This window comes from Oleiphilus messinensis (genome assembly GCF_002162375.1).
GTDB classification, from domain to species: Bacteria; Pseudomonadota; Gammaproteobacteria; order Pseudomonadales; family Oleiphilaceae; genus Oleiphilus; species Oleiphilus messinensis.
Map to the genome: position 1 here is coordinate 3,633,901 of NZ_CP021425.1, position 23,870 is coordinate 3,657,770.

Annotated in this window: 21 protein-coding genes; 16 read left to right on the top strand and 5 right to left on the bottom strand. The window is 48.4% G+C overall.

The genetic code is table 11. The annotated features are described in order from the left end of the window. Positions 1 to 24: 24 nt before the first annotated feature. Positions 25 to 2,649 (top strand): flagellar hook-length control protein FliK, encoded by a 2,625-nt coding sequence (locus OLMES_RS15905; protein WP_087462173.1) that lies wholly within the window; start codon positions 25 to 27, stop codon positions 2,647 to 2,649. 15 nt (positions 2,650 to 2,664) lie between these two features. Further along, a complete protein-coding gene (locus tag OLMES_RS15910) occupies positions 2,665 to 3,000 on the top strand; it encodes an EscU/YscU/HrcU family type III secretion system export apparatus switch protein (protein ID WP_087462174.1) in 336 nt (111 codons plus the stop codon). Here OLMES_RS15910 and OLMES_RS15915 read toward each other — a convergent pair. Then, positions 2,978 to 5,053 (bottom strand): dehydrogenase, encoded by a 2,076-nt coding sequence (locus tag OLMES_RS15915; protein ID WP_087462175.1) that lies wholly within the window; start codon positions 5,051 to 5,053, stop codon positions 2,978 to 2,980. The two genes, OLMES_RS15910 and OLMES_RS15915, sit on opposite strands and share 23 nt — an antisense overlap. A gap of 297 nt (positions 5,054 to 5,350) precedes the next feature. Here OLMES_RS15915 and OLMES_RS15920 point away from each other — a divergent pair, with 297 nt between their 5' ends. Together OLMES_RS15920 and OLMES_RS15925 are read left to right on the top strand one after the other, a co-directional pair. Beyond that, positions 5,351 to 6,406: a putative solute-binding protein gene (locus OLMES_RS15920; RefSeq protein ID WP_232465124.1), complete on the top strand. Its 1,056-nt coding sequence runs from the start codon at positions 5,351 to 5,353 to the stop codon at positions 6,404 to 6,406. A gap of 261 nt (positions 6,407 to 6,667) precedes the next feature. After that, a complete protein-coding gene (locus OLMES_RS15925; protein ID WP_087462176.1) occupies positions 6,668 to 7,156 on the top strand; it encodes a chemotaxis protein CheW in 489 nt (162 codons plus the stop codon). Between the two features lie 151 nt (positions 7,157 to 7,307). Here the strand turns inward: OLMES_RS15925 and OLMES_RS15930 are convergent, their stop codons facing one another. After that, positions 7,308 to 8,273 carry a hypothetical protein gene (locus OLMES_RS15930; RefSeq protein WP_087462177.1) on the bottom strand — a complete coding sequence of 322 codons (966 nt, stop codon included), beginning with the start codon at positions 8,271 to 8,273 and terminating at the stop codon, positions 7,308 to 7,310. Positions 8,274 to 8,545: 272 nt separating this feature from the next. Between OLMES_RS15930 and OLMES_RS15935 the strand changes: the two genes are divergently transcribed. From OLMES_RS15935 to OLMES_RS15945, 3 genes are all read left to right on the top strand, one after another. Further along, complete coding sequence (locus tag OLMES_RS15935; RefSeq protein WP_087462178.1) at positions 8,546 to 8,983, top strand: DUF2802 domain-containing protein; 438 nt, start codon at positions 8,546 to 8,548, stop codon at positions 8,981 to 8,983. Between the two features lie 242 nt (positions 8,984 to 9,225). Further along, complete coding sequence (locus OLMES_RS15940) at positions 9,226 to 9,411, top strand: hypothetical protein (RefSeq protein ID WP_087462179.1); 186 nt, start codon at positions 9,226 to 9,228, stop codon at positions 9,409 to 9,411. 8 nt (positions 9,412 to 9,419) lie between these two features. After that, the gene (locus tag OLMES_RS15945) at positions 9,420 to 9,704 is read left to right on the top strand and encodes a type II toxin-antitoxin system RelE/ParE family toxin (protein ID WP_087462180.1); all 285 of its coding nucleotides are present in this window, start codon (positions 9,420 to 9,422) and stop codon (positions 9,702 to 9,704) included. Positions 9,705 to 9,782: 78 nt separating this feature from the next. Here the strand turns inward: OLMES_RS15945 and OLMES_RS15950 are convergent, their stop codons facing one another. After that, positions 9,783 to 11,384 (bottom strand): DUF4214 domain-containing protein, encoded by a 1,602-nt coding sequence (locus OLMES_RS15950; protein WP_087462181.1) that lies wholly within the window; start codon positions 11,382 to 11,384, stop codon positions 9,783 to 9,785. A 218-nt stretch (positions 11,385 to 11,602) separates the two neighbouring features. On the opposite strand from OLMES_RS15950, the gene OLMES_RS15955 reads away from it, so the two are divergent. Both OLMES_RS15955 and OLMES_RS15960 read left to right on the top strand, forming a co-directional pair. Then, complete coding sequence (locus OLMES_RS15955) at positions 11,603 to 13,675, top strand: sensor domain-containing diguanylate cyclase (RefSeq protein WP_157678339.1); 2,073 nt, start codon at positions 11,603 to 11,605, stop codon at positions 13,673 to 13,675. 122 nt (positions 13,676 to 13,797) lie between these two features. Next, positions 13,798 to 15,261 (top strand): HDOD domain-containing protein, encoded by a 1,464-nt coding sequence (locus OLMES_RS15960; RefSeq protein WP_087462183.1) that lies wholly within the window; start codon positions 13,798 to 13,800, stop codon positions 15,259 to 15,261. A gap of 17 nt (positions 15,262 to 15,278) precedes the next feature. On the opposite strand, the gene OLMES_RS15965 is transcribed toward OLMES_RS15960, so the two are convergent. Continuing rightward, entirely contained in the window at positions 15,279 to 16,175 is an 897-nt protein-coding gene (locus tag OLMES_RS15965; protein ID WP_087462184.1) for a LysR family transcriptional regulator, read from the bottom strand. A gap of 258 nt (positions 16,176 to 16,433) precedes the next feature. On the opposite strand from OLMES_RS15965, the gene OLMES_RS15970 reads away from it, so the two are divergent. From OLMES_RS15970 to OLMES_RS15990, 5 genes are all read left to right on the top strand, one after another. Next, a complete protein-coding gene (locus OLMES_RS15970; protein ID WP_087462185.1) occupies positions 16,434 to 17,048 on the top strand; it encodes an FMN-dependent NADH-azoreductase in 615 nt (204 codons plus the stop codon). Positions 17,049 to 17,590: 542 nt separating this feature from the next. Beyond that, positions 17,591 to 18,730, top strand: a complete 1,140-nt coding sequence (gene coxB, locus OLMES_RS15975) for a cytochrome c oxidase subunit II (RefSeq protein ID WP_087462186.1) — start codon at positions 17,591 to 17,593, stop codon at positions 18,728 to 18,730. Positions 18,731 to 18,745: 15 nt separating this feature from the next. Next, complete coding sequence (gene ctaD, locus OLMES_RS15980) at positions 18,746 to 20,329, top strand: cytochrome c oxidase subunit I (protein ID WP_087462187.1); 1,584 nt, start codon at positions 18,746 to 18,748, stop codon at positions 20,327 to 20,329. 7 nt (positions 20,330 to 20,336) lie between these two features. Beyond that, positions 20,337 to 21,095 (top strand): cytochrome c oxidase assembly protein, encoded by a 759-nt coding sequence (locus tag OLMES_RS15985; protein WP_087462188.1) that lies wholly within the window; start codon positions 20,337 to 20,339, stop codon positions 21,093 to 21,095. 13 nt (positions 21,096 to 21,108) lie between these two features. Further along, complete coding sequence (locus tag OLMES_RS15990; RefSeq protein WP_087462189.1) at positions 21,109 to 21,996, top strand: cytochrome c oxidase subunit 3; 888 nt, start codon at positions 21,109 to 21,111, stop codon at positions 21,994 to 21,996. A gap of 17 nt (positions 21,997 to 22,013) precedes the next feature. Here the strand turns inward: OLMES_RS15990 and OLMES_RS15995 are convergent, their stop codons facing one another. Beyond that, a complete protein-coding gene (locus tag OLMES_RS15995; protein ID WP_087462190.1) occupies positions 22,014 to 22,220 on the bottom strand; it encodes a twin transmembrane helix small protein in 207 nt (68 codons plus the stop codon). A 213-nt stretch (positions 22,221 to 22,433) separates the two neighbouring features. On the opposite strand from OLMES_RS15995, the gene OLMES_RS16000 reads away from it, so the two are divergent. Together OLMES_RS16000 and OLMES_RS16005 are read left to right on the top strand one after the other, a co-directional pair. Further along, positions 22,434 to 23,153 (top strand): SURF1 family protein, encoded by a 720-nt coding sequence (locus tag OLMES_RS16000; RefSeq protein WP_157678340.1) that lies wholly within the window; start codon positions 22,434 to 22,436, stop codon positions 23,151 to 23,153. Next, entirely contained in the window at positions 23,146 to 23,850 is a 705-nt protein-coding gene (locus OLMES_RS16005; protein WP_087462192.1) for a hypothetical protein, read from the top strand. Before OLMES_RS16000 ends, OLMES_RS16005 begins: the two co-directional genes overlap by 8 nt. Positions 23,851 to 23,870 lie beyond the last annotated feature (20 nt).

A 23,870-nucleotide genomic window follows, 5' to 3' on the forward strand; every position in this document is an offset into this window, starting at 1 on the left:
CTCAGTTCAGTTGTAGGGCGAACAATGGCAATACATATTCCGGGCACCTCCAATCCGTCAATGACCGGCGCCCAGATCAACCCTACTGAACAGCGCGCGCCTCAAGCCCCACCGGCAACGCCACAATCGCAACCTGCAACACAACCTGCAGTACAGGCACAGCCATCTACAGCATCACCAGGACAATCTGCGCCTACACCAGCCGGGCAGATCGCGACTCAGTTAAAAGATCTGAAGCTACAGGTCAACCAGCAGTACCAGGCACTTGTTGTGAAAGTTACACTCGAAACGGCGAATACCCGGCTACAATCGCCCACTCCGACAGATACTGCGAACACTGCGAATCAAAGTTTTCCCAGGCAATCCCGGAGCGAACTTAGCCAAAGTAAACCGATCGATCCGGGATTGGTTCAATCTCGCCCTCAGAGCTACACGACCACAAAGGCACCAAATGATAATGCACCGGTCCCAGTCGAATCCAGAAGAACAACGGATACTGCGCCCCAGAGCCAGGCAGCACCCAGAAACGAACCAAAACTGACCTCCGAAGCGATACGAGTACCTGTACCCGCGCAGAGAACAGAAGCCACCCGAGCAGCCGAACCAGCTCGGACAGCAGAACCGACACGAGCAACAGAACCAACTCGGACAGCAGAACCAACTCGGACAGCAGAACCAGCTCGGACAACAGACCCAAATCGGACAGCAGAACCGACTCGAGCGGCAGAACCAGCACGAGCATCGGAACAAACGAAGACTTCGGAGCCCAATCGTGGCACGGAAGCAAACCGCCCACAGGAAAGTCGGCAATGGCGCGCGGAGTTGGAGATCGATGGGAAGCGACTTCAGGTTGTGAGTGACAAACCTGTAATTCAAGGTACTCGATTACAAGTGGTGCCACTGGCGAACGGGTCTCTGACAGTCAACAATATCGATTTGGCCAGTAACATACCGGTGCGAAACCAACAAATAATCAGTCATCTCAGCAAAATTCTGCCCTATCAAAACTCCCTCTTGTCGGGCCTGAATACTGCACACGAGCTGGCCCGCGTTGCGCAAATGCAGCCCATTCAGAGTAAGACATTCAATCTTTTCACGTCGCTCACTCAATCACTTTTGCAAATGCAGTCTTTCAAAACTGAAATGAATGCCGCCGAGGCGCTGCCGCTCAGAACCGTTACACAACAAATTGCCAGCATTATCGGTCGTACGCTGGTACCTGAAACGATTAATGCACTTTTGAATAACGCCCAGGGAATGCACTCCCCCCTGGGAGGAAATCCAGCGCAGAATACAGTGAATCCGCCAGGGGCAGGAAGTCAACGGGCTAACAGCACCGGATTAGCTAAAGAAGTGAGCCAGGTATTGAGTCAGATCCGGGCCATGATTGGCAACAGGACGGCGCAAACACCGGCAACCAACACAACTACATCAGCTGATCCCCAAACCACAGCAATGCTCAACGAAGTCAGACAGACGCTACAAACCCTGCTAAACAACAGGCAGTCGTTACCCCGGGACCTGCATCAACCGATTCAAACTCTGGCACAGGATGATAAATCCCTGAGCCAGTTACTGTCACGGGCCAGCGGAGCGATTCGTCGTCAGATTGCAACCTCACTTTTAACGCCCTCAACGCTACCCACCCCACAGGGTATGCGGACAATGGCTACGAACCCGGGCACGCAACAGCCATCGACTACCACCCAAAGCGCCAACAGCAATGTCACAGCTCAGAGTAAGCATGGAACGACCACTGCTGCCTCCCAGAATATTGATCTGAGTCGCATTGCGGCAGCAACGACATCCACCGTGAGTAATCAATTGCTGACCATGATGACCAAACAGGCCATCCAGAATTCAGGTCTATTCCTGGAAAACAACCTTGCACGACAGGCTTTTTCCGGTGACAGTGATAACGGTGCCTTATCGGCCCTCAACAAGGACATCAACAAGGATCTCAAAGCCAATCTGTTGAATGTTCTGACTCAACTGGCCCCTAAACAAGCCAGACCGGAAGGCTTTATCGATCCGAGCTTCAAGGTACCGGTTGAAGTCAACAATAATCTGCTGCTGAAACCCTTCGACTATCCCAAGCAGAATCAACAGGCAAATCACAATTCCCGCGTTACCGAGCTAACGACCGGGGACCTGTTAAAACAAATTGCTGGCAGTCTCAACCGCATTCAGTTCAATCAACTAAACAGCCTGTATCAGAGCCAGAGTCAATCCACCGATACTCAAACCATTTCCACCTGGCTGGTTGATATACCCTGTATAAATCCGCAATCTTCTGTTGATCTATTGCAGTTAAGGCTGGATCGCTACCGGGATAAACAGGGCAACCCGGAACACAGTGAAACCGAAAAAACAAACACCCTCAAAGATCAGTGGAAAATCACACTCGGATTTGAATTTGCAGAACTCGGCCCATTACAGATTCAAATGCAATTTGCACAGCAACAGCTCTCGGGTACAGTGTGGGCAGAGCGCGCCACGACACTGAAACTGGTCAATCAGGAGATGCAACATTTCCGGGAGAAGTTACACTATCTGGGCGTTGATGTCGGTGACTTGACCTGCAGGAGAGGAAAACCAACACAGGATGATAATCCGGTCGAACATCGACTCGTGGATATCAAGACCTAGGGCTCGGAAAAAACAATGACAGATTTTGACCAGCAAGGCCCGCGACAGGCCGTTGCCCTGAGCTATGATGAAAAAACCGCACCAGTCATCAGCGCCACAGGCAGCGGCGATCTGGCCGAGGAAATTATCCGGATTGCCCGAGAAAACGGGGTGCCGTTGTACGAAAACCCTGAACTGGTGCGAGCCTTATCGACGCTGGAACTGGGGGATGAAATACCGGAAATTTTGTATCAGATCATTGCTGAAGTGGTAGCGTTCGCCTTCTACCTTCAAGGCAAAGCACCGGCGGGTTTTACCCCACCGGAAGACGAACACCCGATTCAGGAAATCAGCCCGAAACCACCTTTTTAATGGGTTTGACTTTGTCGGAAGCCAGCACCCTTTTTTCCAGTGCCAGCTTCCTTACTCTGGCCAGATCAGCCTCACTGTACACACCGTTTACGCCGGAAATCGCGGCCAGCTTCATGCCATGTTTCAGGCCCATCTGGTAGATTTCTTTTACTTTTTCCCATTCGATATTACGGCCAAGTGTGAAATTCTCGAAGCGCCCTTCCAATGCAAGCACAATGGTTTCGGCCAGACAGGCATAGGCTACTTTTGGAGGTAATCCGATATTCTTCATTTTCACCTCGCCAGGCAGCTCGATTTCACCGGACTCAATCACCAGCACATCAGGACGGCTCGCGACATCACTCGCGGGAATATCCAGAGGTCGAGCGACATCGGTTATCACCGCGCCCGGTTTCACTTTCATAATATCCAGTATCCGTTTACCGGCACCGGATGTTGCGGTGACAATAATATCCATCTCTGGCAGATCCCGGTCTGCATTGGCACTGACAAAGACTTTTGCATCGGGCGTTTCTTTCAAAATGGTCTCTTTCATGGCCAGCAGTTTTGCCGAAGTTGGCGCGACGAGATGAATTTCATCGCAGGCTTTTGCCAGTAATCGCGCACAAACTGCACCAATCGCTCCGGTTGCGCCGACGACCATGGCTTTGCCTTGAACCTTGCCATTTTCACCAACACTCACCAATCCCAAACGCTTGGATGCATCCGCCGCCGCCCATAAGGCCCCCGAAGCACTGTAACTATTTCCCGTTGTGATGGGTAAAGGCGCACGCTTGGCGACCGTTACACCGGCATCCCCGACCACTTTGGTGAACGCCCCCAACCCCATAATCTGCGCACCCATTCGTTTTGCCATTTTTGCTGCGGCGAGCAATCTGCGATAGGTAAACTCCGGGCTATGGGACATGATTTCTCTTGGCGTGCCGCCAACGGTGATCAACCAGCCTTCGGCCTCGGCACCGGTCGGTGATTTTATACCACTGACACGGGAATAAACGAATGGAGGCGAATAGGCCATCACCTTTTCGACGACATTCAAAAAGCCTTTGGGTGCAACCTTGGCAATTGCATCCAATGGCTTGGCGTTGCGGAAATATTGCTGACTCAAGGGGTGAATTACGAAAGCAAAACGTGCCGTATGCTTATAACCCGATGGATAAAGAATTCGCGGCTCGGCATCCAGGCTGGTCAGAATTTCAAGGAAGTCATCATGGGTTAACTCCTCAACTTTTTTGTCGAGTGCAGCCAGAATCATGGCTTCGATGACATTAACACCCACTGTCTGGTCAAATAACTGCGGTGTAATATCAACCACCACATCAACGCCTTTGTCCCGCAGGTTTTCCAGTCGCTCATCAGAAATGGTGGAGGTCAACAGCACTTTGCCGCCTAGCTCTTCCAGAGAATAATCTTCGATGGTTTCATAGGACGCCGCGATAACATCCGCTTTCTGCATTGCGCGGCCCAAAATAAAATGATTCCATTCTTTAATTGGCGCTACGGAAGGCGATAAAACGTGAGGTGGCCGCCATCTGTGCAGTTGATGCGTGCCAGCAGCCCAGAGCTCCAGTGCATGCAAAGAGGTCAGTAACTTTGGAATGCCTGTTTGCAAAACCGGGTCAGCAAAATAAAGGTTTTCAGTAAACTCACTCAACACTGCGGCTGCCTTGTAGTTCGCCATACCGTTGGCAAACAGCACCTTGGCATTATCAAATACATGCCCGATATCAATTTGTGCGTGGCGAATCGCCCACTCGTGGAGAATACCCCGCAACGACGCACCGGTTGTAACCGGCACGCGGGTAACCAGATCTTCCAGTTCACGGGTACTTTCCTGAATAAATTTTCGGGTGCCGACACTGTAATGATCCCGAACTTTGCCAAGCCCGATGACATTGGCTTTACTTTGCCACTGTTTGATCAGGTTCTTCGCCCGGTTAAGGTCTTTATTGGCCCCCAGCCGTACCACCCGAAACTGCTGTCCCAAAAACTCCGTTTTAAAATCATAATCCAGCTCGCTACTGCCGAGACTGACACTCACAACCGTTTTCATTGTGTCTCCTGTTTTCATTATTCTACCTTGCCTGATTTTTGTATGTTTTTTATTAAATTTGACTACTGCTTACCATTTTGCAAGTTCATTCACGTTCAAAATAACAAGGCGATACAGCCTAAATTGGCGAATATCGATCACAAACGCCTATAAACGACCATTTTCTCGCAAAGAAAGCAGCGATTACGGTGCCTATTTTCACCCAAATTGCAGCGAGAGATATTGAGTTTGCGCAAAATTTTAATAACAAAAACCAGACAGTTTTTGAAAACAATAAAAATCCGACAAGGTAGAATCATGAAAACAGAATCAGAGATCACAACCCGAACCGAATTACCGGTACCACAATCCCGTCGATGGGCATCTGCAGCCGCCCTCGCCCTGTCCGCTGCCGTTTTCAGCGTGCCAAGCCTGGCCGCGGAGTCGCGAAGCTTTTGCATATTCGATCCCCTCGGCGCTTCCGGACCGGTGTTCAATCAAATGAAAGCCATGAAAGTCCAGGCCTTATCATGGGGTTTCTCACTGGACCTCCAGCCCTATACTGACGAAGCTGTTGCGGCCAATGACTTCCGTGCCAACCAGTGTGACGCGGTTTTGCTGACGGATATCCGTGCGCGGGATTTCAATAAATTTACGGCGACATTGGTCGCATTAGGTGCCATTCCATCGGATGATGAATTAAAAATGTTGCTTGGCAGCATATCCCAGCCGAAGGCGGGTAAACTCATGCGCAGCGGTGATTACGAAATTGCTGGCATCATGCCTGCGGGTGGCGTCTATGTCTTTACCCGAGACAAAGCGATTCATAATGTCGAAACCATCCAGGGCAAGAAGATCGCGACGTTCGACTACGACCCTGCGGCAATGACAATGGTTCAGCATGTTGGCGCATCTGCGGTACCGGCTACCCCTTCAAGTTTTGCGGGTAAGTTCAATAACGGCAGTGTCGATGTCGCTTACGCCCCGGCCATTGCCTACAAACCATTAGAGATGTACAAAGGGGTGGAACCCCATGGCGGCGTCTACAGTTACAAGTTTGCCCAGATGACCTTTCAGATGGTGATCAACCATACCAAATTCGATACCGAGTTCGGCCAACACGCCCGGGAATATTTCTTTTCCAAATTCGATGAATCACTCGAAGCGGTTAAAGTTGCTGAAGCGGACATCCCCAACGAATACTGGATACACCCTTCCAAGAAAGACGCTGCGGGTTTCGATAACACTTTAAAGGGCGTTCGGGTTGCATTACGTGAACAAGGCATTTATGACCCCAAGGCTTTGAATCTCATGCTCAAGGTACGCTGTAAGACCGACCCGACGCGAGCTGAATGCACCAGTAAAACAGAATAATCGCCGGAAAACAGCACCACATCCCCTTAGCCTTGCGTGTGTAAGATCAAACACGCAAGGACTATTCTTACCGTATTCTCCCAAAATATTATCAAACGCTCGTTTGATTCCCCCTAAGATATTGAATCAGGCATAAAAACTGGCAGACAAATTCAGCTGATCTATAGTATTAAAATAAATGACTTGCCCGTTCGACACACAGTGCGAACGAACAATAAAGAATGTAATAGTTCAAGGTTTTCTATAAAAAGGGCGTACACTATGGCTTCTCAAGCTGGACATAGCAGTCAGGCTCCGGATGATCCGATTCTCCAATACGTAACGTTTCGCCTGGACGACGAAACTTATGGCATCAATGTTATGCAGATACAGGAAGTACTGCGCTACACCGAAATTGCGCCTGTACCCGGTGCACCCGACTATGTATTGGGCATCATCAATCTTCGCGGTAATGTGGTTACAGTGATCGACACGCGCAAACGCTTTGGCTTGTGTGAAGCCGACGTATCAGACCACACCCGGATTGTCGTGATTGAGGTTGCTGGACAGGTGGTCGGCATTCTGGTCGATTCTGTGGCAGAAGTGGTCTACCTGCGCCAGTCTGAAGTCGAAACCGCACCAAATGTCGGTAACGAAGAAAGCGCCAAGTTCATTCAGGGTGTCTGCAACAAGAATGGAGAACTCATTATCCTCGTCGAATTTGAAAAAATGCTGACGGATGAAGAATGGGCTGATATGAGCATGCTCTAAGGATTTTTGATTCCTAACAGGCTTAACTCCGGATGGACAGGCTTAACTCCGGATGGAACAGCGGGCACATTGACCATTTTGCCCTGCCCATCCGGATTAGGCCAGACACCTGCTATTCACAGGCTGTCTTATTTATCCTGTCTTATTTATCCTACAATCTGTCAGACTTATCCAGATCTCGCCAAGACACATTCCAGGACGTCGTTAACCACAACTTCAGTTTTTGCCAAAATCCAAGTTTACGCAGCCCGGAGTCATCCCCCTCGCTCCCCTCTGGGTTTTCGTTCGCCTGTTGCAGCTCATTTTCTGCTGCGGCTTCGCTTGGTTCTCGCTCCTGTGACTGGATATCCTGATCGATATGGGAAACATGAACGCCTTCAATACCCACAATATCAATCGAAGCCATCGCCACAGGCATATCGGTAAAATCACCGCCTGAAGCAATGTGCTGCTCATTCAAATCCAGATCACTTAAAACGGACAATAACAGCGGCTTGACCTGTTCTCGACATTGAGATGACCGGAGCATGCCCTCAATATCATTTTTCATATCACGTATTTTGGTAACCGCATTATCCCGATAGTTTTTTTGCTCGACCTCGATCTGGTCAATTCGATCCAGAATTTCGTCTTTTTCAACCGGGAGTGCCAGCGGAGAAACCTTAACACCGCGCTTACTCAATAACACACGCAATGCAATTGCGGTCTGTGAGAGGCGTTTGAATTCATCAATAAGTGCGTGGACTTCACCGAGACGGTCATCAGTGAGTATTTGATAACCAAGGTTCTGAGCCTTGTCGGAAACCAGAACAATCGATTTGAGCTTGACTTTGATTTTCAGGTCCAGTTTCTCAAGCCGCAAAGACACATCCCGATCAGACAAATTGCGGGTTTTGCGCCCTAAATCATCGATGAAGCGAAGTGTTTTCGGGGGCAGCTGTTTTAGCGGCTGAGAAAGGTTAACCGCCGCCAAGAGACCACTCTGCAGTGCAGTCATGGATTGCGCGATTTCAATAACGCGGGCAAGTGCGGCTTTTTTTTCTTCCAGCGCGGTAAGCGCCTGGCTGAAATCGCCGGCTGATTCCTCAACATCGGGCAGTGGTATTACATCATTCATTATTGTGACTACTTATCGAAACACAAAAATTCGAGATCTCGCTACGGGGCTCATGACCTAAACATAACAACAAAACCTGTCTCTTAATAGAGTATGCGATTAATTATCGTTAATTACCGCGCACGGTATTCCAACTCAATCACAACTTTAACCTTAAATTGGCATATCTTTCGCTAATACACTGCGAGAAGGCGGTATCTGCAGCCGAGGTGACGTAATCCCGTCATTCCCAACGGCAATTCGAAAATCTTGAACGAGAGGGTGTCAAAATCATGTCAGACTTATCTACGATGTTATCCGACGTAACACTTCTGGGTCTCGCCACTATTGTGGCATTGTGCATGATTACCACCTTCCTGATAATCGAGCGCCGCAAAAACGCCAAAACACAACTGCTGCTCAAACAGGAGCTCCAGAAACTTCGCAAGGACATGCAGGCCGTGAGCAATGGATCTATCGGTGTAGGTAAACGACTCCTCGAAATACAGGATATTCAACGAAAAATCGACTCTCGTTTTGATTCACTACAGAAGAAAGATCCCGGACGTGTAACCTACTCCGAAGCCGCACGACTGGTCACACTCGGTGCCGAAATTGAAGATTTAATGAACACATGCGGCATCTCCCGCCCTGAAGCAGAACTGGTCACCGCATTACAAAACAAACCCAAAGCCGCTGCCAATAAACCCGCACCGCGAGCAGTGGCCTGATTATTTTCGACCAAACACCGTATACCATGCACACTACCGATTTATTGAGTTCGATTTTCGAAGGCGAGTACTTGTCCCTGCTGGCGGGATCGTTCAACCGCTTTAAATTATGGCAAGAAGAAATGAACCCAGGTTATTTACTTGAAGATGGACGATAATTAAGCTCTCTGCTTTTCTCCGAAGCTGAGGTACAATGAACACTCACTTAATTGAAAATGAGTGCGTTATTCTCAAGAGCTTTTATGCAAACACATAGCGCCAAACAAGCTGCCTTAAACGCCATTAAACAACTCCCTGATAATGTGGATTATGAAGAAATCATGTATCGACTGTATGTCTTGGAGCAGGTACGACAAGGCCGTGAAGACATCACCAATGGTCGCATCATCAGTGCGGAGGAATTGAGGCAAGAAATTAAATCATGGTGAATTAGTCACTGCGCGCCAGACGTCAGCTAAAAGAGATTTATCATTTTATAGCTGAAGATTCTGAAACCGCTGCCGAGCGTGTCACGGATGAGATGGTCGAGTACTCAATGCAGCTGGATACCCTGCCATATCGCCACCATATGACCCCCGAACTAAAAGATGAATACGTCCGAGAATTTTCAATGTATTCCTATCGGGTAATTTTTGAAATATTGCCTGATGATATTATTGCCGTTATCGCCGTAGTTCATAAAAGACAAAATATTCGGCCCAAGGATATTACCCGCGCTTGATGCTAAAAAGCCCCAACAGACATAAACTGCGGGGCTTTTTAAATTACAGATGCGGGATAGATATTGACACCCTTAAAATCAGTGATCCGGCATTGTCAATGCGAAAGCCCCACGTTCCATATTGGTGGACTGATTCAGATAGGTTGATGGAAATGTGACTTCGGCACTGGTTAAGATTGAGCCTTTTCGGGTCACTTGTGTTGAAAACGTGATGACATTATCCATTAAATACGATTTTTGGTTATCTAGCTGCAGCGTACCTGTGTGACTCGGAAAAGTTCCGCTGTCCATGACACGAAACGCCTCAACTTCTACGGTATTAGCTGTATCGACTTTGGTGAGACTGTAACGTAGTGATCGGCCATCTTCACCCACATCATAGGTCGAAACGGTTAGCCTCTCCATACGTCGGGTCGGTGAAACTCCATTTATCTCAATGGATGCTAACTCCGAAGTATAGTCATAACACTCGTTTACCGGCAGTGACTCAGAATTCAACCAGATCGCCGCGATGGGATCGGTGCTATCTGATATCTTCTTAGCCTTCACACGGTAATTAATGTATCTCCCACCGGTACCCTGCCCTTCAAAATAAGAGGCGTCACCGAATTTGAGTGTGTTGTTGTCAATTATCGTTACGGTAATCTCGGGACCAAATTGATCATATTCATCGATAGGTGTTAATTCGCTCCCAAAATCAGTGATCAAGTTTACGACGAACTGGTTGTTTTCGATAGTGAACTTATCGCCACTGAGCCAATCACTGCAGGACTTGATTACAATTTCCCGAGCGTTGTTCAATACGGTCTCCTCGATCCGCAACATCTCCGCAGACATGCCGAATTGATAGAGACTATGATGATGCTCATGTTGTTCGTAACCCGACTTATATAGCAACCATGTTCCTGTCAGAGAAGCGTTGGAAAAGCTGAACGCTGACAAATACTGATCCAATTCATCGAACTGTGTCAGTACATCCGGATAGGAGTCCCATGCGCCTCCAGGAGGTAACGTAATACTGCTGATATCCTCACCCGGGTTATATACCGTTCCCCCAGCAGCAATTACTGCATTATCCACGAACGTACACGCCACATTGGTCGCGCTGTCGGTATTATCAACTGTGGAGAGAATTGTGTTGAACAGGTCGCTATCGAGATTAATATTATTGTGTCTTAACTGCGTAATTACATGTCGTGCGACCCGGTTGCGGTTGTTGATTACAGCCAAATCCGTATCGTCGGCCCCGTTCAATATATTGAGTGCAATACTTTGCAAATTCATTGTCCCGGCCTCCCACTCCGCCACATACCAAGCTAGACCAGCCGGATCCGCTGCGCGATTAAACAATTGCTGGTATAAATTGTCCACGAGCTCCGGTTTCGTCATTCCGCTATAACGTGTCATGTATTCGGTCGAATTACCGAAGGGATTCATTATGCGGTTCAGATTCCCGCTCGCGAGGTCGAGTTCTTGCACCCAATACTGAAAACCGGCTAAGTCAGCAGGACGACCGTAATAGGCGATGTAGGCATTAATAACCTGGTGCTCGTAGGCATTAAACCCGGTTGATGTTTGAACGCATTCTGCTGCTGCGTAGGAGCTCGAGAGTACAGTGCATATAAGTATCTGTTTAGCGGTTTTTCCGAACGGAAAACTGACTTCCATATTGTTTTTCATGGGTGATAAATATCCTTTTTTACTATTTAGTCGCGATCGTTGCAACGCGACTTTCCAAAGGCGAGACGCTGCCACCCCACCTCACAAAGCACTATGTTATTTAACACAGAATCAATACTTCATGTGAGAACAGGTATTCTGCCACTTACTGTAAATATTAAACTATAATAAAAAGCTGGACTTATAATAATGACATACTACAGAGATGGAATAAGCATTTGCGATACGTTTCTAGAATGGCGCACCGGGGTCGCTTCACATTCACTGCAACTTGCGGTTTCTTCGAACACATCAAGGTTAACAGCGGCACGTTGATATTTGTGCTCACCTGTGTGATGAGTTTATTCAGTATAGCTAGCGCACAAGCACAACAAGACCCTGGCCGGTCTGAAATCAGGGCGAATTCAGAGCATAATTCCCAGGCTAAACTGGCCACATTTGCCCATATGTTGATTGATGAAGGGGGCAGTAAAATTATTACGGATATTGCCTCCACACCTGCTACCGCTTTTTCGGCGTTGCCCACGTCAACACAATCCAGAGCACCAGTACACTCAGAAAAACAGCTTGACCTGTCGTTGATCAGCGATACCGGTTTTACCCTGAATCAAGGCTTCAGTGACAGTGCCTTCTGGCTTAAGATTCCCGTCAAAAACCCGACATTACAGCAGGTGGAGCGCTTGGTGGTTGTCGGTAACCCACAACTTGAAGATGTTTCTTTCTATCTGGTCTCCGAGGACTCCGCTGAACAATTTTATTTTACCGGTAGCAGCAAACCCTTCTATGAGCGCCCATGGCTTAATACCGCTTTTGTGTTCCCGGTCAATTTAGCAGCACAGAGCGAAGCGCAGATCTACCTCCGCATTCACAGCAACAAGGCCGTTTTCACCGCCATTGCGATAAAAAGCCACCAGTCGTTCCAGTTTCAAGAAGGCCTGACCCGCTTGTTGATGGGCATTTTCGGGGGGCTGTTGTTTGCTTTTTCACTGTTCCATTTCGGTTTGTATTTCTCCAACCGGTCGCGCCAGTATCTGTTTCACGCGATTATGAGCTTGAGCTTCGTGTTACTGTTACTGCAGCAAACCGGTACCCTGTATCCACTGTTATGGCCCGAATTCGAATTCTGGAATGCTGTCGCAGGCTCTGTCTTTGCGATCATCGCAGGACTGTTCACCGCGTTGTTTTCCTATGATTATCTAAACATCCGCCGATACCGTAAACCCCGCTCCGTTTTTGTACTACTGTGTTTTCTTTCAACACTGGCGCTGGTCAATTTATTATTCCTCCTGAAACCGGAGATTTACTTTCAAATCGCTATACCCTTCACGCTGGTGGCACTGGTAATCGGGCTGGGTATCTCCCTCTCGGGCATTACCCGTCCTGGCTACAAAACCCACTATCACTGCCTGGGTTTATTCAGCCTGACAATCGGAGTACTTTGTATTTTACTGGTCAACCTGCAGTTTTCCGATTCAAGCTGGTTATTAAATGTTGCCTGGCCTGTCGCCTGTACGATTCATGTCTTCGCACAGTCCGTCGCTTTATTCGACAAACAGCACGAAGAAAAAATGACTGTTTTAAGAGCGCAGGATTTCAAACTGGCAGAAGAAAAAGCATTAATCGAAGATCAGCAAGCCGCCCTGCTCAAGGAGCGCAAAACCAATGAAGAACAATACAATACGCTTTTCGCACAGCAGCAATCCCAGGCTATTCTTGAGAAAAAGATAAAAAAACGAACAGAAGAGCTGGATCATGCCAAACAACAGATCACCGAGCTCACCATTACGGATGGCCTGACCGGATTGAAAAACCGCCGCTATCTGGATGAAATTTATTACACGGAATGCAAACGAGCTCAACGCCAACAAACCTGGCTGGCCATTGTTCTGGCTGAACTGGATGACTATTTCGAAATCATTGAAGAACTCGGTGAACAAGCCGCACAAAAAGCCCTTGCAGCGACCGCACGACAGTTAAAAAAGGCATCCGGACGGGCCAGTGACGTGGTTGCACGATACGATGTCGCTACATTTTGCCTCTTACTACCCAATACACCAGACAATGCCGCTCAGGATATCGCCGAAACCCTGCGAGCAAATATCGAGAACACCCTTTGCGAATTTGAAAACCAGCAAATGAAACTCACCATTTCTCTGGGTCTGGCCTGTGTGGTACCGCAATCAGTTGCGGATGGTTTTCACCTGGCAGACAACTCTCACAAAGCGCTCATGGAAGCGAAGAAAAAAGGCGGGAATCAGGTCGTTTACTTTACACCCGAGCACGACGTTTAACAAAACCTTAATAAAGCACCTGTGATTCAACAATATTTCACAATACGCTACAGAAATAAGGATGATTACGGCTTCGGTCACGCTATGATAATGTGACACAGTTAACATTTTGGGGCTTCGTAATGATTAAAGGGCTCAGTCAATGGTTGTCTTATTTAGAGAACAGCCAACTTCCGGTACTCAAGGAAACGCTCCGCCGAATTCTGCAAATTACCGAGAGTGACCGTGCGACGGTTTCGCGCCTGGCAGAAACCATTATGAAAGACCCGGATCTCGCCGCGAGTGTCTTGAAACTTGCCAACTCAGCGATGTACAACCCGACCCGAACTACCGTCAATACGGTCAGTCGAGCGATTATGGTCATTGGCTTCAATTCAGTTAAATCAATGGCAATTACCAGCCTGCTGGTGGACCAACTCAAGAAAACCTCAAAGCGAACCCAGCTGTTTCGGTGCCTGACAAAATCCGTTCATGCTGCCGTGCAAGCGCGCTTCCTCGCTCGGCAATGCCAACCACAGTCCGAGGAAGAGGTTTTCGTTGCGGCATTGCTGGTAAACATTGGTGAAGCCGCTTTCTGGTCCGTTGACAATAAAGAAATTGATTTGCTGAGTGACGAATACGAGGGCAAAGGCTATCTCGATGCGCCCACCCAAAGAGACATTTTGGGCACGACCTTCCGTGCCCTGAGCCAGGCTCTAGTCAGTCGCTGGCAACTGGGCAGCCTGCTCGAGGAAAGCCTGGGTGAACACATTTACTCCAAAGAAGCCCAAATCGTCAAAGCAGCGACGTCTATCGCACACATCCACCTGGAAAACAAAACAGAATCAGGACCGGCCTCACTGCGCCTGATGCAACCGCTGTTGCAGCGCCCGGAACCGGTGATCAAAAGAGTTATTGCCGAGAATACGAAAGCCGCTATTGCGCTTGCGGAAGCCTTGGGCATCCCCCACGCCAAAAAATATTTAAATTCGGAACCGGTCAGGGAAATCAGTGTTCAGGAGACTGACCCATTGTTGCAATTGAACTATCTGCAACAAATTACCGCCATGCCCAATGGTAAAATTTCCGATGAAATGATCGAAGCCGTGATGGCCGGATTACATTTAGGGGTTGGCTTTGAACGGGTCGGCATTTTCTTGAGCAAAGATTTGGATTTCCTGCACCCTGCTGTCGAAAAAACGCCTCCAGGGGCCAGCGCCCGTGGCAGCCACCAATTTCAATTGTATAAATTCATTGGCAAAGGCACGGATAAGTGGTTTTCCGGAAGAACCTGTAAGGTTCGATTCGGCTTACCAATGGGCAAAGTATTTCGCTTCGAGGAAAAAGCACGCATTCTGGAAACAGACGAAGCGCCCCCTAAAGCCGAATTGCAGTTCCATGCCCCGTTTGTCAGTACCAAAATTCCGTCTCTAGGGGTTCTATGTGGTCTCAGAAACCGCTATACCGTATTGGTCTATGCTGACCGTTGCAACCTCGCGAGAATTGATCAGGATCGCATTCGCAGCTTCCAGCTCTTTGCGCAACAACTGATGTACAAAATGGCTGACCGGAAACCGGTGCTCTCGATTGAGAGCTGCGAAATCTAGTACTCAAACACGATGACTTAATTTGAGTTTATATTTCCAGACACACGAATGATCTCCCTGGCCAGCAATTCTGCCGCAGGCCGAGCCTCCAATGCCATATTGACAACCAAGTACAATGCAATTTCCCGATGCGATTGCCAGGCAATATCTAACTGAACCAATTCTCCGGAAGCGAGATCTTCTTCAATAATGGATTCCGGGATAAACGCAAAACCCAATCCCTCCCGGAGTATTTTACGACTGGTTGCGAAATGACTGACGGTCCATCGTTTTTCCGAACCAAGCCAGCCTGAATTTTGTTCGCGCTTGGTTCCGCTATCGCGCAACACGACCTGCAAGTGATGGCGTAAATCTTCATCGGTAATACGTTCTTTTTGGGCCAGAGGGTGACGGTGATGCACCACTGGCAACATGCGGATTGTATTCAGGAAAGTGCCGTTGTACCCGGGTGGCACTCTTGACGTAACAACCAATGTGGCCCGTCCATCCAAAAGGGCTTCATCTGTTCCGCTGAGCGAGGTTTCCAGCACCCGGACACGGGTTTGTGGGGAAACTTCTGCCAGTTTTTGAAAGGCAATCAGTAAAGGTTTCAGATTTGCGATAACATCAACCGCCAATGTGACCTCGGATTCCCAGCCCTTGGCGAGATGTGCGGCAACACTTTCCGCTTCGTAGGCGCGGTCGAGGATTTCCACAGCACGTCGATACAGAATTTTACCCTCTTCGGTTAGCTCTGCTTTTCGCCCACGCATTTGAAACACATCCACGGGGAGCTGGTCTTCAAGCTTTTGGATCGCATAACTAATGGTCGATTGACTCTTGTTGAGCGCCTCTGCCGCCATGGCATGGGTGCCCGTTTCCACAACAGCTCTCAGAGCCGCCCATTGCTCAATCGTAATTCGAGGTGTCTTCATTTACTCGTCTCAGCAACGCTTTTCAGCGTGTTTACAATCCGTTTACCGTTTACAATCCGTTTACCGTTTACAATCCGTTTACCGTTTACAATCCGTTTACGTCGTTAAATTAATCCGTATTAACTACAGAATATAGTCAACCTAGCCTTTCATATCCAATATATCGATATATTTAAGTCATTTTATTCACTTATATATCTATTTTTTTGTTGTATTATCATTTCCATCAAGTCAATCACACAATTTCGGAGCGACAACATGACTCACATTCTTCACATTGACAGCAGCATCTTGAACAATAACAGCGTATCCAAAGAATTGACTAAACAGCTGGTTGACAAATTGGCCGCAAAACTGGGTCAGGCGACAGTTACCTACCGAGATCTGGGGAATGAAGCCGTCCCACATCTGGACAATGCGCACCTCACGTCAATCATGACTCCCGCCGAAGATAGGAATGAGAAGCAACAACAGCAAGCTGCGTATTCTGACCAACAGATTGAACAAGTGCAAGCCGCCGATATTATTGTCCTGGGTGCCCCTATGTATAACTTTAGTGTCGCATCCGGACTTAAAGCATGGTTTGATCATATCGCCCGTGCCGGTGTGACGTTCCGCTATACTGCAAACGGCCCTGAAGGACTGTTAAAAAACAAGAAAGTCTATCTCGTAACTTCACGCGGCGGGTTTCATCAAAACCAGCCCAGTGATACCCAGCTGCCCTTCGTAGAGACTTTTTTGAAGTTCATCGGTCTTGATGATATCGACGTTATTTACGCTGAAGGCGTGAATCTGGGGGACTCGCAACGCCAGACTGCCCTGGAAACGGCTAGCAAGAAAATTTCAGCAACAGTTGCAGAATCGATAGCTTAACATCTGACTGCATTCGGCAAAGGGTTGTATGCGAAAAACATGCAACCCGCCTCATTCCTGATCGTTGTGATTCGGTAACGGCACGGTTCTGTAAAACGCACACATCCACATCAAATTCTCCATGGGCATGAGCCTGTCACACTGATCGTTTTTTAATCACACCCAATAAACGCACGCGATATAGAACTATATCGAATAAAAAACAACCTTCTAAGCTGATCAAACGATAAACAATTGTTTGTGCTCAGGAATCGTTAGTGACTATACTGATCACTCAAGGATCTGTTGAATAAGTGTACACGCCAATCAGTAACCTGATGTCGACGTCACTTGTGGTATCTGTCCATTAAGCAGTACCGTTCTTCGTTCAAGCACCCCGATTTGTTCTGCGACTCTGGAACCCCGTGTCTGTGTGACTTTGACCAGGAACTCGAATCTCAAGCGAACGATCTTTGTTTGTGACATGAAGTCACTAGTTACGTCTGAGTGTGACGGACGCCCAGCAGAATTATAAAAACAATAAGCTCTGGAGACTCCCTAATATGCAATCACTGTGTAATCGGTGGGTAGTATCTGAATATTCGTTAATCGCTGTTCTGTTAACGTTAGTTCCATCTGTCTCATTGGCTGAATACGGGCTCAACATGACGCCTGGTATAACAGATGTCAGCCAATCAATTTACGACCTGCACATGACCATTTTCTGGATTTGTGTGGCGATCGGTGTCGTTGTCTTTGGCGTGATGTTCTACGCCATGTTCAAGTATCGGAAAAGCAAAGGCGCTGTGCCCGCCCAGTTTCACGAAAGTACGACGGTAGAAATTATCTGGACAATCATTCCGGTTGTGATCCTGATTGCTATGGCAATACCGGCAACAGGTACACTTAAACAGATATATGATACCAGTGAATCTGACATTGATATCAAAATCACAGGCTATCAATGGAAGTGGCAGTATGAGTACATCAATGACGGTGTCGGCTTTTTCAGCAACCTCTCCACCCCTCAAGATCAAATCTACAACCGGGAAGAAAAAGGCGAACACTATCTTCTGGAAGTCGATGAGCCACTTGTCATTCCAATTAACAAAAAAGTTCGTTTTCTGGTCACGGCCAATGACGTAATTCACTCCTGGTGGGTGCCTGCACTCGCGGTTAAAAAAGATGCAATCCCGGGTTTCATCAATGAATCCTGGGCCATGGCCAAGGAGCCGGGTGTATATCGTGGCCAATGTGCCGAACTGTGCGGCAAGGATCATGGCTTTATGCCGATTGTCGTTAAAGCCGTAACAGAACCGGAGTATCAGTCCTGGTTAGGTGCCAAGCAGGAAAAAGCGAGACTGGAACTCGCTGCCGCCAATAAGGTCTGGAGCATGGAAGAGCTCATGGAGAAAGGTGAAAAAGTCTACAACACAATGTGTGCTGCCTGTCACCAGCAAAATGGTGCTGGTATTCCTCCTGCATTCCCTGCACTCAAGGGAAGCGCAATTGCACTCGGTCCCGTTGATAAACATATCGAAATGGTAGTGGACGGTGTATCGGGCACAGCGATGCAGGCATTTGGTGCTCAACTCAGCGACGTGGATCTTGCCGCCGTCATTACCTACGAGCGAAATGCCTGGGGTAACAACAAAGGCGACCTGGTCTTACCCAAAGATATCGCTGCAGCAAAATCAAAATAAAAACAGGAGGATCCCATGAGTGCTGTGATAGAAAACGAGTCTACCGAACACCACCACGGTCCTGCCAAAGGTATCGGGCGCTGGTTGTTCACCACAAACCACAAAGACATAGGCAGTATGTATCTGTGGTTCAGCTTTATTATGTTCCTGACCGGGGGCTGCATGGCCCTGATGATCCGGGCAGAGCTGTTCCAGCCCGGCATGCAAATCATTAACCCTGAGTTTTTCAACCAAATGACCACCTTGCATGGTCTTATTATGGTGTTTGGTGCTGTCATGCCCGCGTTTGTGGGCTTGGCCAACTGGCTGATCCCGATGATGATCGGGGCCCCGGACATGGCCCTACCGAGGATGAATAACTGGAGTTTCTGGATACTGCCCTTTGCTTTCGCGATGTTGTTATCGACATTGCTGATGGAAGGCGGCGCCCCGAACTTTGGCTGGACATTTTATGCACCACTGTCGACAACATACGCACCGCCCAGTGTGACCTTTTTTATATTCGGGGTACACATGATGGGGATATCATCTATCATGGGCGCAATTAATGTCATCGCCACGATAATCAACCTCCGCGCTCCCGGCATGACCTACATGAAAATGCCGTTATTCGTCTGGACCTGGTTTATCACCGCGTTCCTGTTGATTGCAGTCATGCCGGTTCTGGCAGGCGTAGTCACCATGATGCTCATGGACATCCATTTCGGTACCAGCTTCTTCAATGCCGCCGGTGGTGGTGACCCGGTACTGTTTCAACATGTCTTCTGGTTCTTCGGTCATCCGGAAGTGTATATCATGATCCTGCCCGCATTCGGTGTCGTATCACAAATTATCCCGACGTTCAGCCGCAAACCGCTGTTCGGCTATCATTCCATGGTCTGGGCGACTGCATCTATTGCAGGCTTATCCTTTATTGTCTGGGCCCATCATATGTTCACCGTAGGGATTCCATTGGTAGGTGAACTGTTTTTTATGTACGCCACCATGTTGATCGCGGTTCCCACCGGTGTCAAAGTATTTAACTGGGTAGCAACCATGTTCAAAGGTTCCCTCAGTTTTGAGACACCCATGCTCTTTTCGGTCGCTTTCGTCATCTTGTTCACCATTGGCGGGTTTTCAGGGTTGATGCTCGCGATAGCCCCGGCTGACTTCCAGTATCACGATACCTACTTTGTGGTTGCTCACTTCCACTACGTACTGGTACCGGGCGCGATATTCGGAATCTTCGCTGCGGTGTATTACTGGCTCCCCAAATGGTGTGGCCATATGGTGAATGATACCTTGGGCAAGGTTCATTTCTGGTTATCCTTTGTCGGGATGAACCTGGCATTTTTCCCCATGCATTTTCTCGGGCTTGCGGGTATGCCAAGACGGATTCCCGACTATGCGTTGCAATTTGCTGACTTCAACCAGATATCCAGCATCGGTGCCTTCATGTTTGGTTTCACGCAGTTGCTGTTCCTGTACATTGTGATCAGCACCATCCGCCAGGGTAAGCAAGCCACTGCCGGTGTCTGGGAAGGTGCCGAAGGCCTGGAGTGGACGATACCATCCCCTGCCCCTTATCACACCTTCAGCACACCACCGGAGGTGAAATAAATTGACTATGAGCCGAGAAGCAGAACATGCAGCGGCTCATTCCCGTCAGCCGCACAATGAACACACCACTATAAGTGACAGCACCGCCCCGGAAGCCATTCACGATGGGCAGCAAGTGCGTCCGGACTCGACCAGAAAGGTGATAACCATGACCCTGATGGTTACCGCTTTGATGTTTGGCTTCGGCTTCGCACTGGTTCCACTGTACGATGTGTTTTGTAAATTAACGGGGATTAATGGCAAGACCAATGATCAATACGAGATTACGGAAGCCGATCTCGCCGTTGATGAGAGTCGACAGGTCAAAATACAGTTTATCACCAGCAACAACGAGAACATGGTCTGGGACTTCAAGCCCGTCGTCACCGAGGTGAAGGTGCACCCCGGTGAAGTTCAGATTGTTAATTTCAAGGTGCACAACCCGACCGATCGACCCATGGTTGCTCAGGCGGTACCGAGTCTTTCACCCTCTGAAGGCACAAGCTACTTTCACAAAATTGAGTGTTTCTGTTTCAATCAGCAGCATTTAAACCCCGGAGAAAGTGCGCTCATGCCGTTGCAGTTTATGGTCGATAAGGATCTTCCGGATTATCTGGTTAAATTGACGCTGTCTTATACGCTTTTTGATCAAACCCCTTCCGAGGCCCCGCCCGTTGCTGTAACCCCCGGTAATAACCGTGAAAAACCTCCAGGCACATCGAGCACCACGCCTGATCGAACACTGAACAATAATAATCAAGATTCAGACAAAGCGAATAACGCTTAACAGGAGGCATTTTATGAGTGCACAGCAATCTTACTATGTGCCAGCCCAAAGCAAGTGGCCTATCGTTGCCAGCATCGGCTTGTGTGTCACGATGCTGGGTATGGGGTCAATAATGACCAACGGCAGTGCCGGTGAAAGTACAGCCAGCTCTTGGGTACTGTTTTTAATCGGGGCCACGATTATGGCCTACATGCTTTTTGGCTGGTTTGGTCACGTCATTCATGAAAGCCGGACAGGCATGTACAGTGCACAAATGGATCGCTCTTTTCGCTGGGGAATGATGTGGTTTATCTTTTCCGAAGTGATGTTTTTTGCAGCGTTCTTTGGCGCACTGTTTTATGCCAGAGTTTTTGCAGTACCCTGGCTTGGCGGCGAAGGCGACAAGGGTTCAAGCGCAATGCTGTGGCCCGGATTTGAAGCGACCTGGCCACTGTTAAAAAACCCCGACGAAGGTTTATTTCCCGGTCCGACCCAGGTAATCGACCCGTGGGCCTTACCGTTGTTGAATACCATATTGCTGGTGTCATCCAGTGTCACGGTCACGATTGCTCACAAAGCGCTCAAGAATAATGAACGCTACAAGCTGACCCTCTGGCTGGCTATCACCGTATTACTGGGTGTGGCTTTTTTATTCTTTCAGGCCGAAGAATACATTGAAGCGTACGAGCATTTTGATCTGACCCTGGCTTCCGGTATTTATGGCACCACATTCTTCATGCTAACGGGTTTTCACGGTGCCCACGTCACTTTGGGTACGCTGATGCTTTTCATTATGCTGTTACGCGTACGGAAAGGTCATTTTACGAAAGAACAGCACTTTGGTTTTGAGGCCGCAAGCTGGTATTGGCACTTCGTTGACGTGGTATGGCTCGGGCTGTTTGTGTTTGTTTATATTTTGTAACTGGCGCTGGAATAAACTCAGGACGGGGTTGGATTCATGTGCAGTTGCCCCGTCCAGAGCGCATAGGCAATGACAGCCACCAATAAAATCGCGAGGGAGACACGGACAATCAGCGAATTTACGGTGCGATGGCTTTTACCATCATCTTTAACCAGAAAAACCAAACCACTGAACAAACTGACTACGATAGCGATTAACAACAGTACGATAGTAAATTTCAACATTTTGGGAATAACTCAACAATTCAGAAATGCGATTTACAACCTATTGTCCCAACATGCTTCGAAACGACAGGAGAATACATAACATGGGCCAATTTTTATTTTTGTTCAACCAGCCCGTCAACAACGTCTGGCTGACGGGTAAGCCTTTCTGTGTATAGCGCGTTTAGAAAAATAACTCAACTCGGGTTTCGCGGAACAGGATTAAAATTTCTGGTGTTCGCCATTTTCTTCACCCCGGTATTGATAAAACTTGGCTATTGGCAACTGGACAGAGCGGCAGAAAAAGAACGACTGATTGCACAAATCGAATCACGAACCGCGATGGAGCCACAAGACCTGCCGCCACCGGACACACTATCCCCACCGGATCAATGGCAGGCCCATCCTGTCTACCTCTCCGGTCGCTTTGAACCAATGCGCTATCTGTTGCTCGACAATCAAATCCGAGATGGCAAAGCAGGTTATGACATTCTCCATCTATTTACGCTGACAAACGGGTTAAAGGTGCTGGTCAATCGGGGTTGGGTAGCCGCACCGACGTATCGTAAAGACCTACCCGAGATTTTCACCCCCCAAAACAGTGTTGAAGTGTACGGATCACTACATCAATACCATGCCCCGCCACTACAATTTGCAGCCACTGAAGCTAAGGACACGGGCCGAAGGTGGCCTAAAAGGGTACAAGAGATAAACCTTGCGCAACTCGAGCAGGATATGGAGATTAGACTGTATCCACTCATCGTGCGACTAAAAGACAACCAGCAACCTGGTGCACTGCAGACAGGGTGGCATGTTAACCATGTCTCACCGGCAAAACACAGAGGCTATGCTTTTCAGTGGTTTGCACTCGCGGTGACACTTATCACCCTCACGCTGCTGGCCCTAATAAAAACAAACAGGGAACACCCTGAAGGAGTACCATCCCATGACTGATAATTCACACACTCAATCAAATTCGCCCCCAACCGACAAAACACTTCGTCTTAGTCAGCTTCGCTTACTCGGCCTTTTTGCAATCGCTTTTGTGCCGATTATTCTTGCGACGTGCATGTTTTTTTTTGGATTTGGCATTCCGACATCTACAGCCAATAAAGGTGAACTCATTCTGCCCCCCATTTCCATTACGGAGATGCCAGCGATCAATCACAACCAAAGCATGATTCAAGATGAATTTACGACCAACTTCCTGAAACCAGATGAGCTAACGTCCCCGGGCTCAGCATCCGAAATACCGTTGAAAGCATCAAAATGGGCATTGCTGATTACCGGAACAGGTGCTTGTTCCCAACAATGTGAACAGGCCCTGTATACAACCCGTCAGGTGAATATTGCACTCGGCAAAGAGGCTGACCGTGTACAACGCCTTGCCGTACTGGAAGATTTCTCCAACGCGGATCAACTCACACAGTACCCACTACTCAAACTCTATCTGGCGGAAGCACAAGCCATCCGCTTTTTTAACACCGTCCGGAATGAAAACCTGAAACCCCAAAACGCGACTGCGACCGACTGGTCAATCTGGGTGGTCGATCCCCATGGAAATGTGATTCTTCATTACGACGCAGAACGTCATGGCAATGACATTCTTAAAGATATGAAGCGATTATTGAAATTATCCAATATTGGGTAATCAACGGATTACCACTCCAT

Excerpts from the sequence above, each read along its gene's own strand:
- OLMES_RS15905 (WP_087462173.1), top strand. The coding sequence starts at position 25 with ATGGCAATACATATTCCGGGCACCTCCAATCCGTCAATGACCGGCGCC.
- OLMES_RS15910 (WP_087462174.1), top strand. The coding sequence starts at position 2,665 with ATGACAGATTTTGACCAGCAAGGCCCGCGACAGGCCGTTGCCCTGAGC.
- OLMES_RS15915 (WP_087462175.1), bottom strand. The coding sequence starts at position 5,053 with ATGAAAACGGTTGTGAGTGTCAGTCTCGGCAGTAGCGAGCTGGATTAT.
- OLMES_RS15920 (WP_232465124.1), top strand. The coding sequence starts at position 5,351 with ATGAAAACAGAATCAGAGATCACAACCCGAACCGAATTACCGGTACCA.
- OLMES_RS15925 (WP_087462176.1), top strand. The coding sequence starts at position 6,668 with ATGGCTTCTCAAGCTGGACATAGCAGTCAGGCTCCGGATGATCCGATT.
- OLMES_RS15930 (WP_087462177.1), bottom strand. The coding sequence starts at position 8,273 with ATGAATGATGTAATACCACTGCCCGATGTTGAGGAATCAGCCGGCGAT.
- OLMES_RS15935 (WP_087462178.1), top strand. The coding sequence starts at position 8,546 with ATGTCAGACTTATCTACGATGTTATCCGACGTAACACTTCTGGGTCTC.
- OLMES_RS15940 (WP_087462179.1), top strand. The coding sequence starts at position 9,226 with ATGCAAACACATAGCGCCAAACAAGCTGCCTTAAACGCCATTAAACAA.
- OLMES_RS15950 (WP_087462181.1), bottom strand. The coding sequence starts at position 11,384 with ATGAAAAACAATATGGAAGTCAGTTTTCCGTTCGGAAAAACCGCTAAA.
- OLMES_RS15960 (WP_087462183.1), top strand. The coding sequence starts at position 13,798 with ATGATTAAAGGGCTCAGTCAATGGTTGTCTTATTTAGAGAACAGCCAA.
- OLMES_RS15965 (WP_087462184.1), bottom strand. The coding sequence starts at position 16,175 with ATGAAGACACCTCGAATTACGATTGAGCAATGGGCGGCTCTGAGAGCT.
- OLMES_RS15970 (WP_087462185.1), top strand. The coding sequence starts at position 16,434 with ATGACTCACATTCTTCACATTGACAGCAGCATCTTGAACAATAACAGC.
- coxB (WP_087462186.1), top strand. The coding sequence starts at position 17,591 with ATGCAATCACTGTGTAATCGGTGGGTAGTATCTGAATATTCGTTAATC.
- ctaD (WP_087462187.1), top strand. The coding sequence starts at position 18,746 with ATGAGTGCTGTGATAGAAAACGAGTCTACCGAACACCACCACGGTCCT.
- OLMES_RS15985 (WP_087462188.1), top strand. The coding sequence starts at position 20,337 with ATGAGCCGAGAAGCAGAACATGCAGCGGCTCATTCCCGTCAGCCGCAC.
- OLMES_RS15990 (WP_087462189.1), top strand. The coding sequence starts at position 21,109 with ATGAGTGCACAGCAATCTTACTATGTGCCAGCCCAAAGCAAGTGGCCT.
- OLMES_RS15995 (WP_087462190.1), bottom strand. The coding sequence starts at position 22,220 with ATGTTGAAATTTACTATCGTACTGTTGTTAATCGCTATCGTAGTCAGT.
- OLMES_RS16005 (WP_087462192.1), top strand. The coding sequence starts at position 23,146 with ATGACTGATAATTCACACACTCAATCAAATTCGCCCCCAACCGACAAA.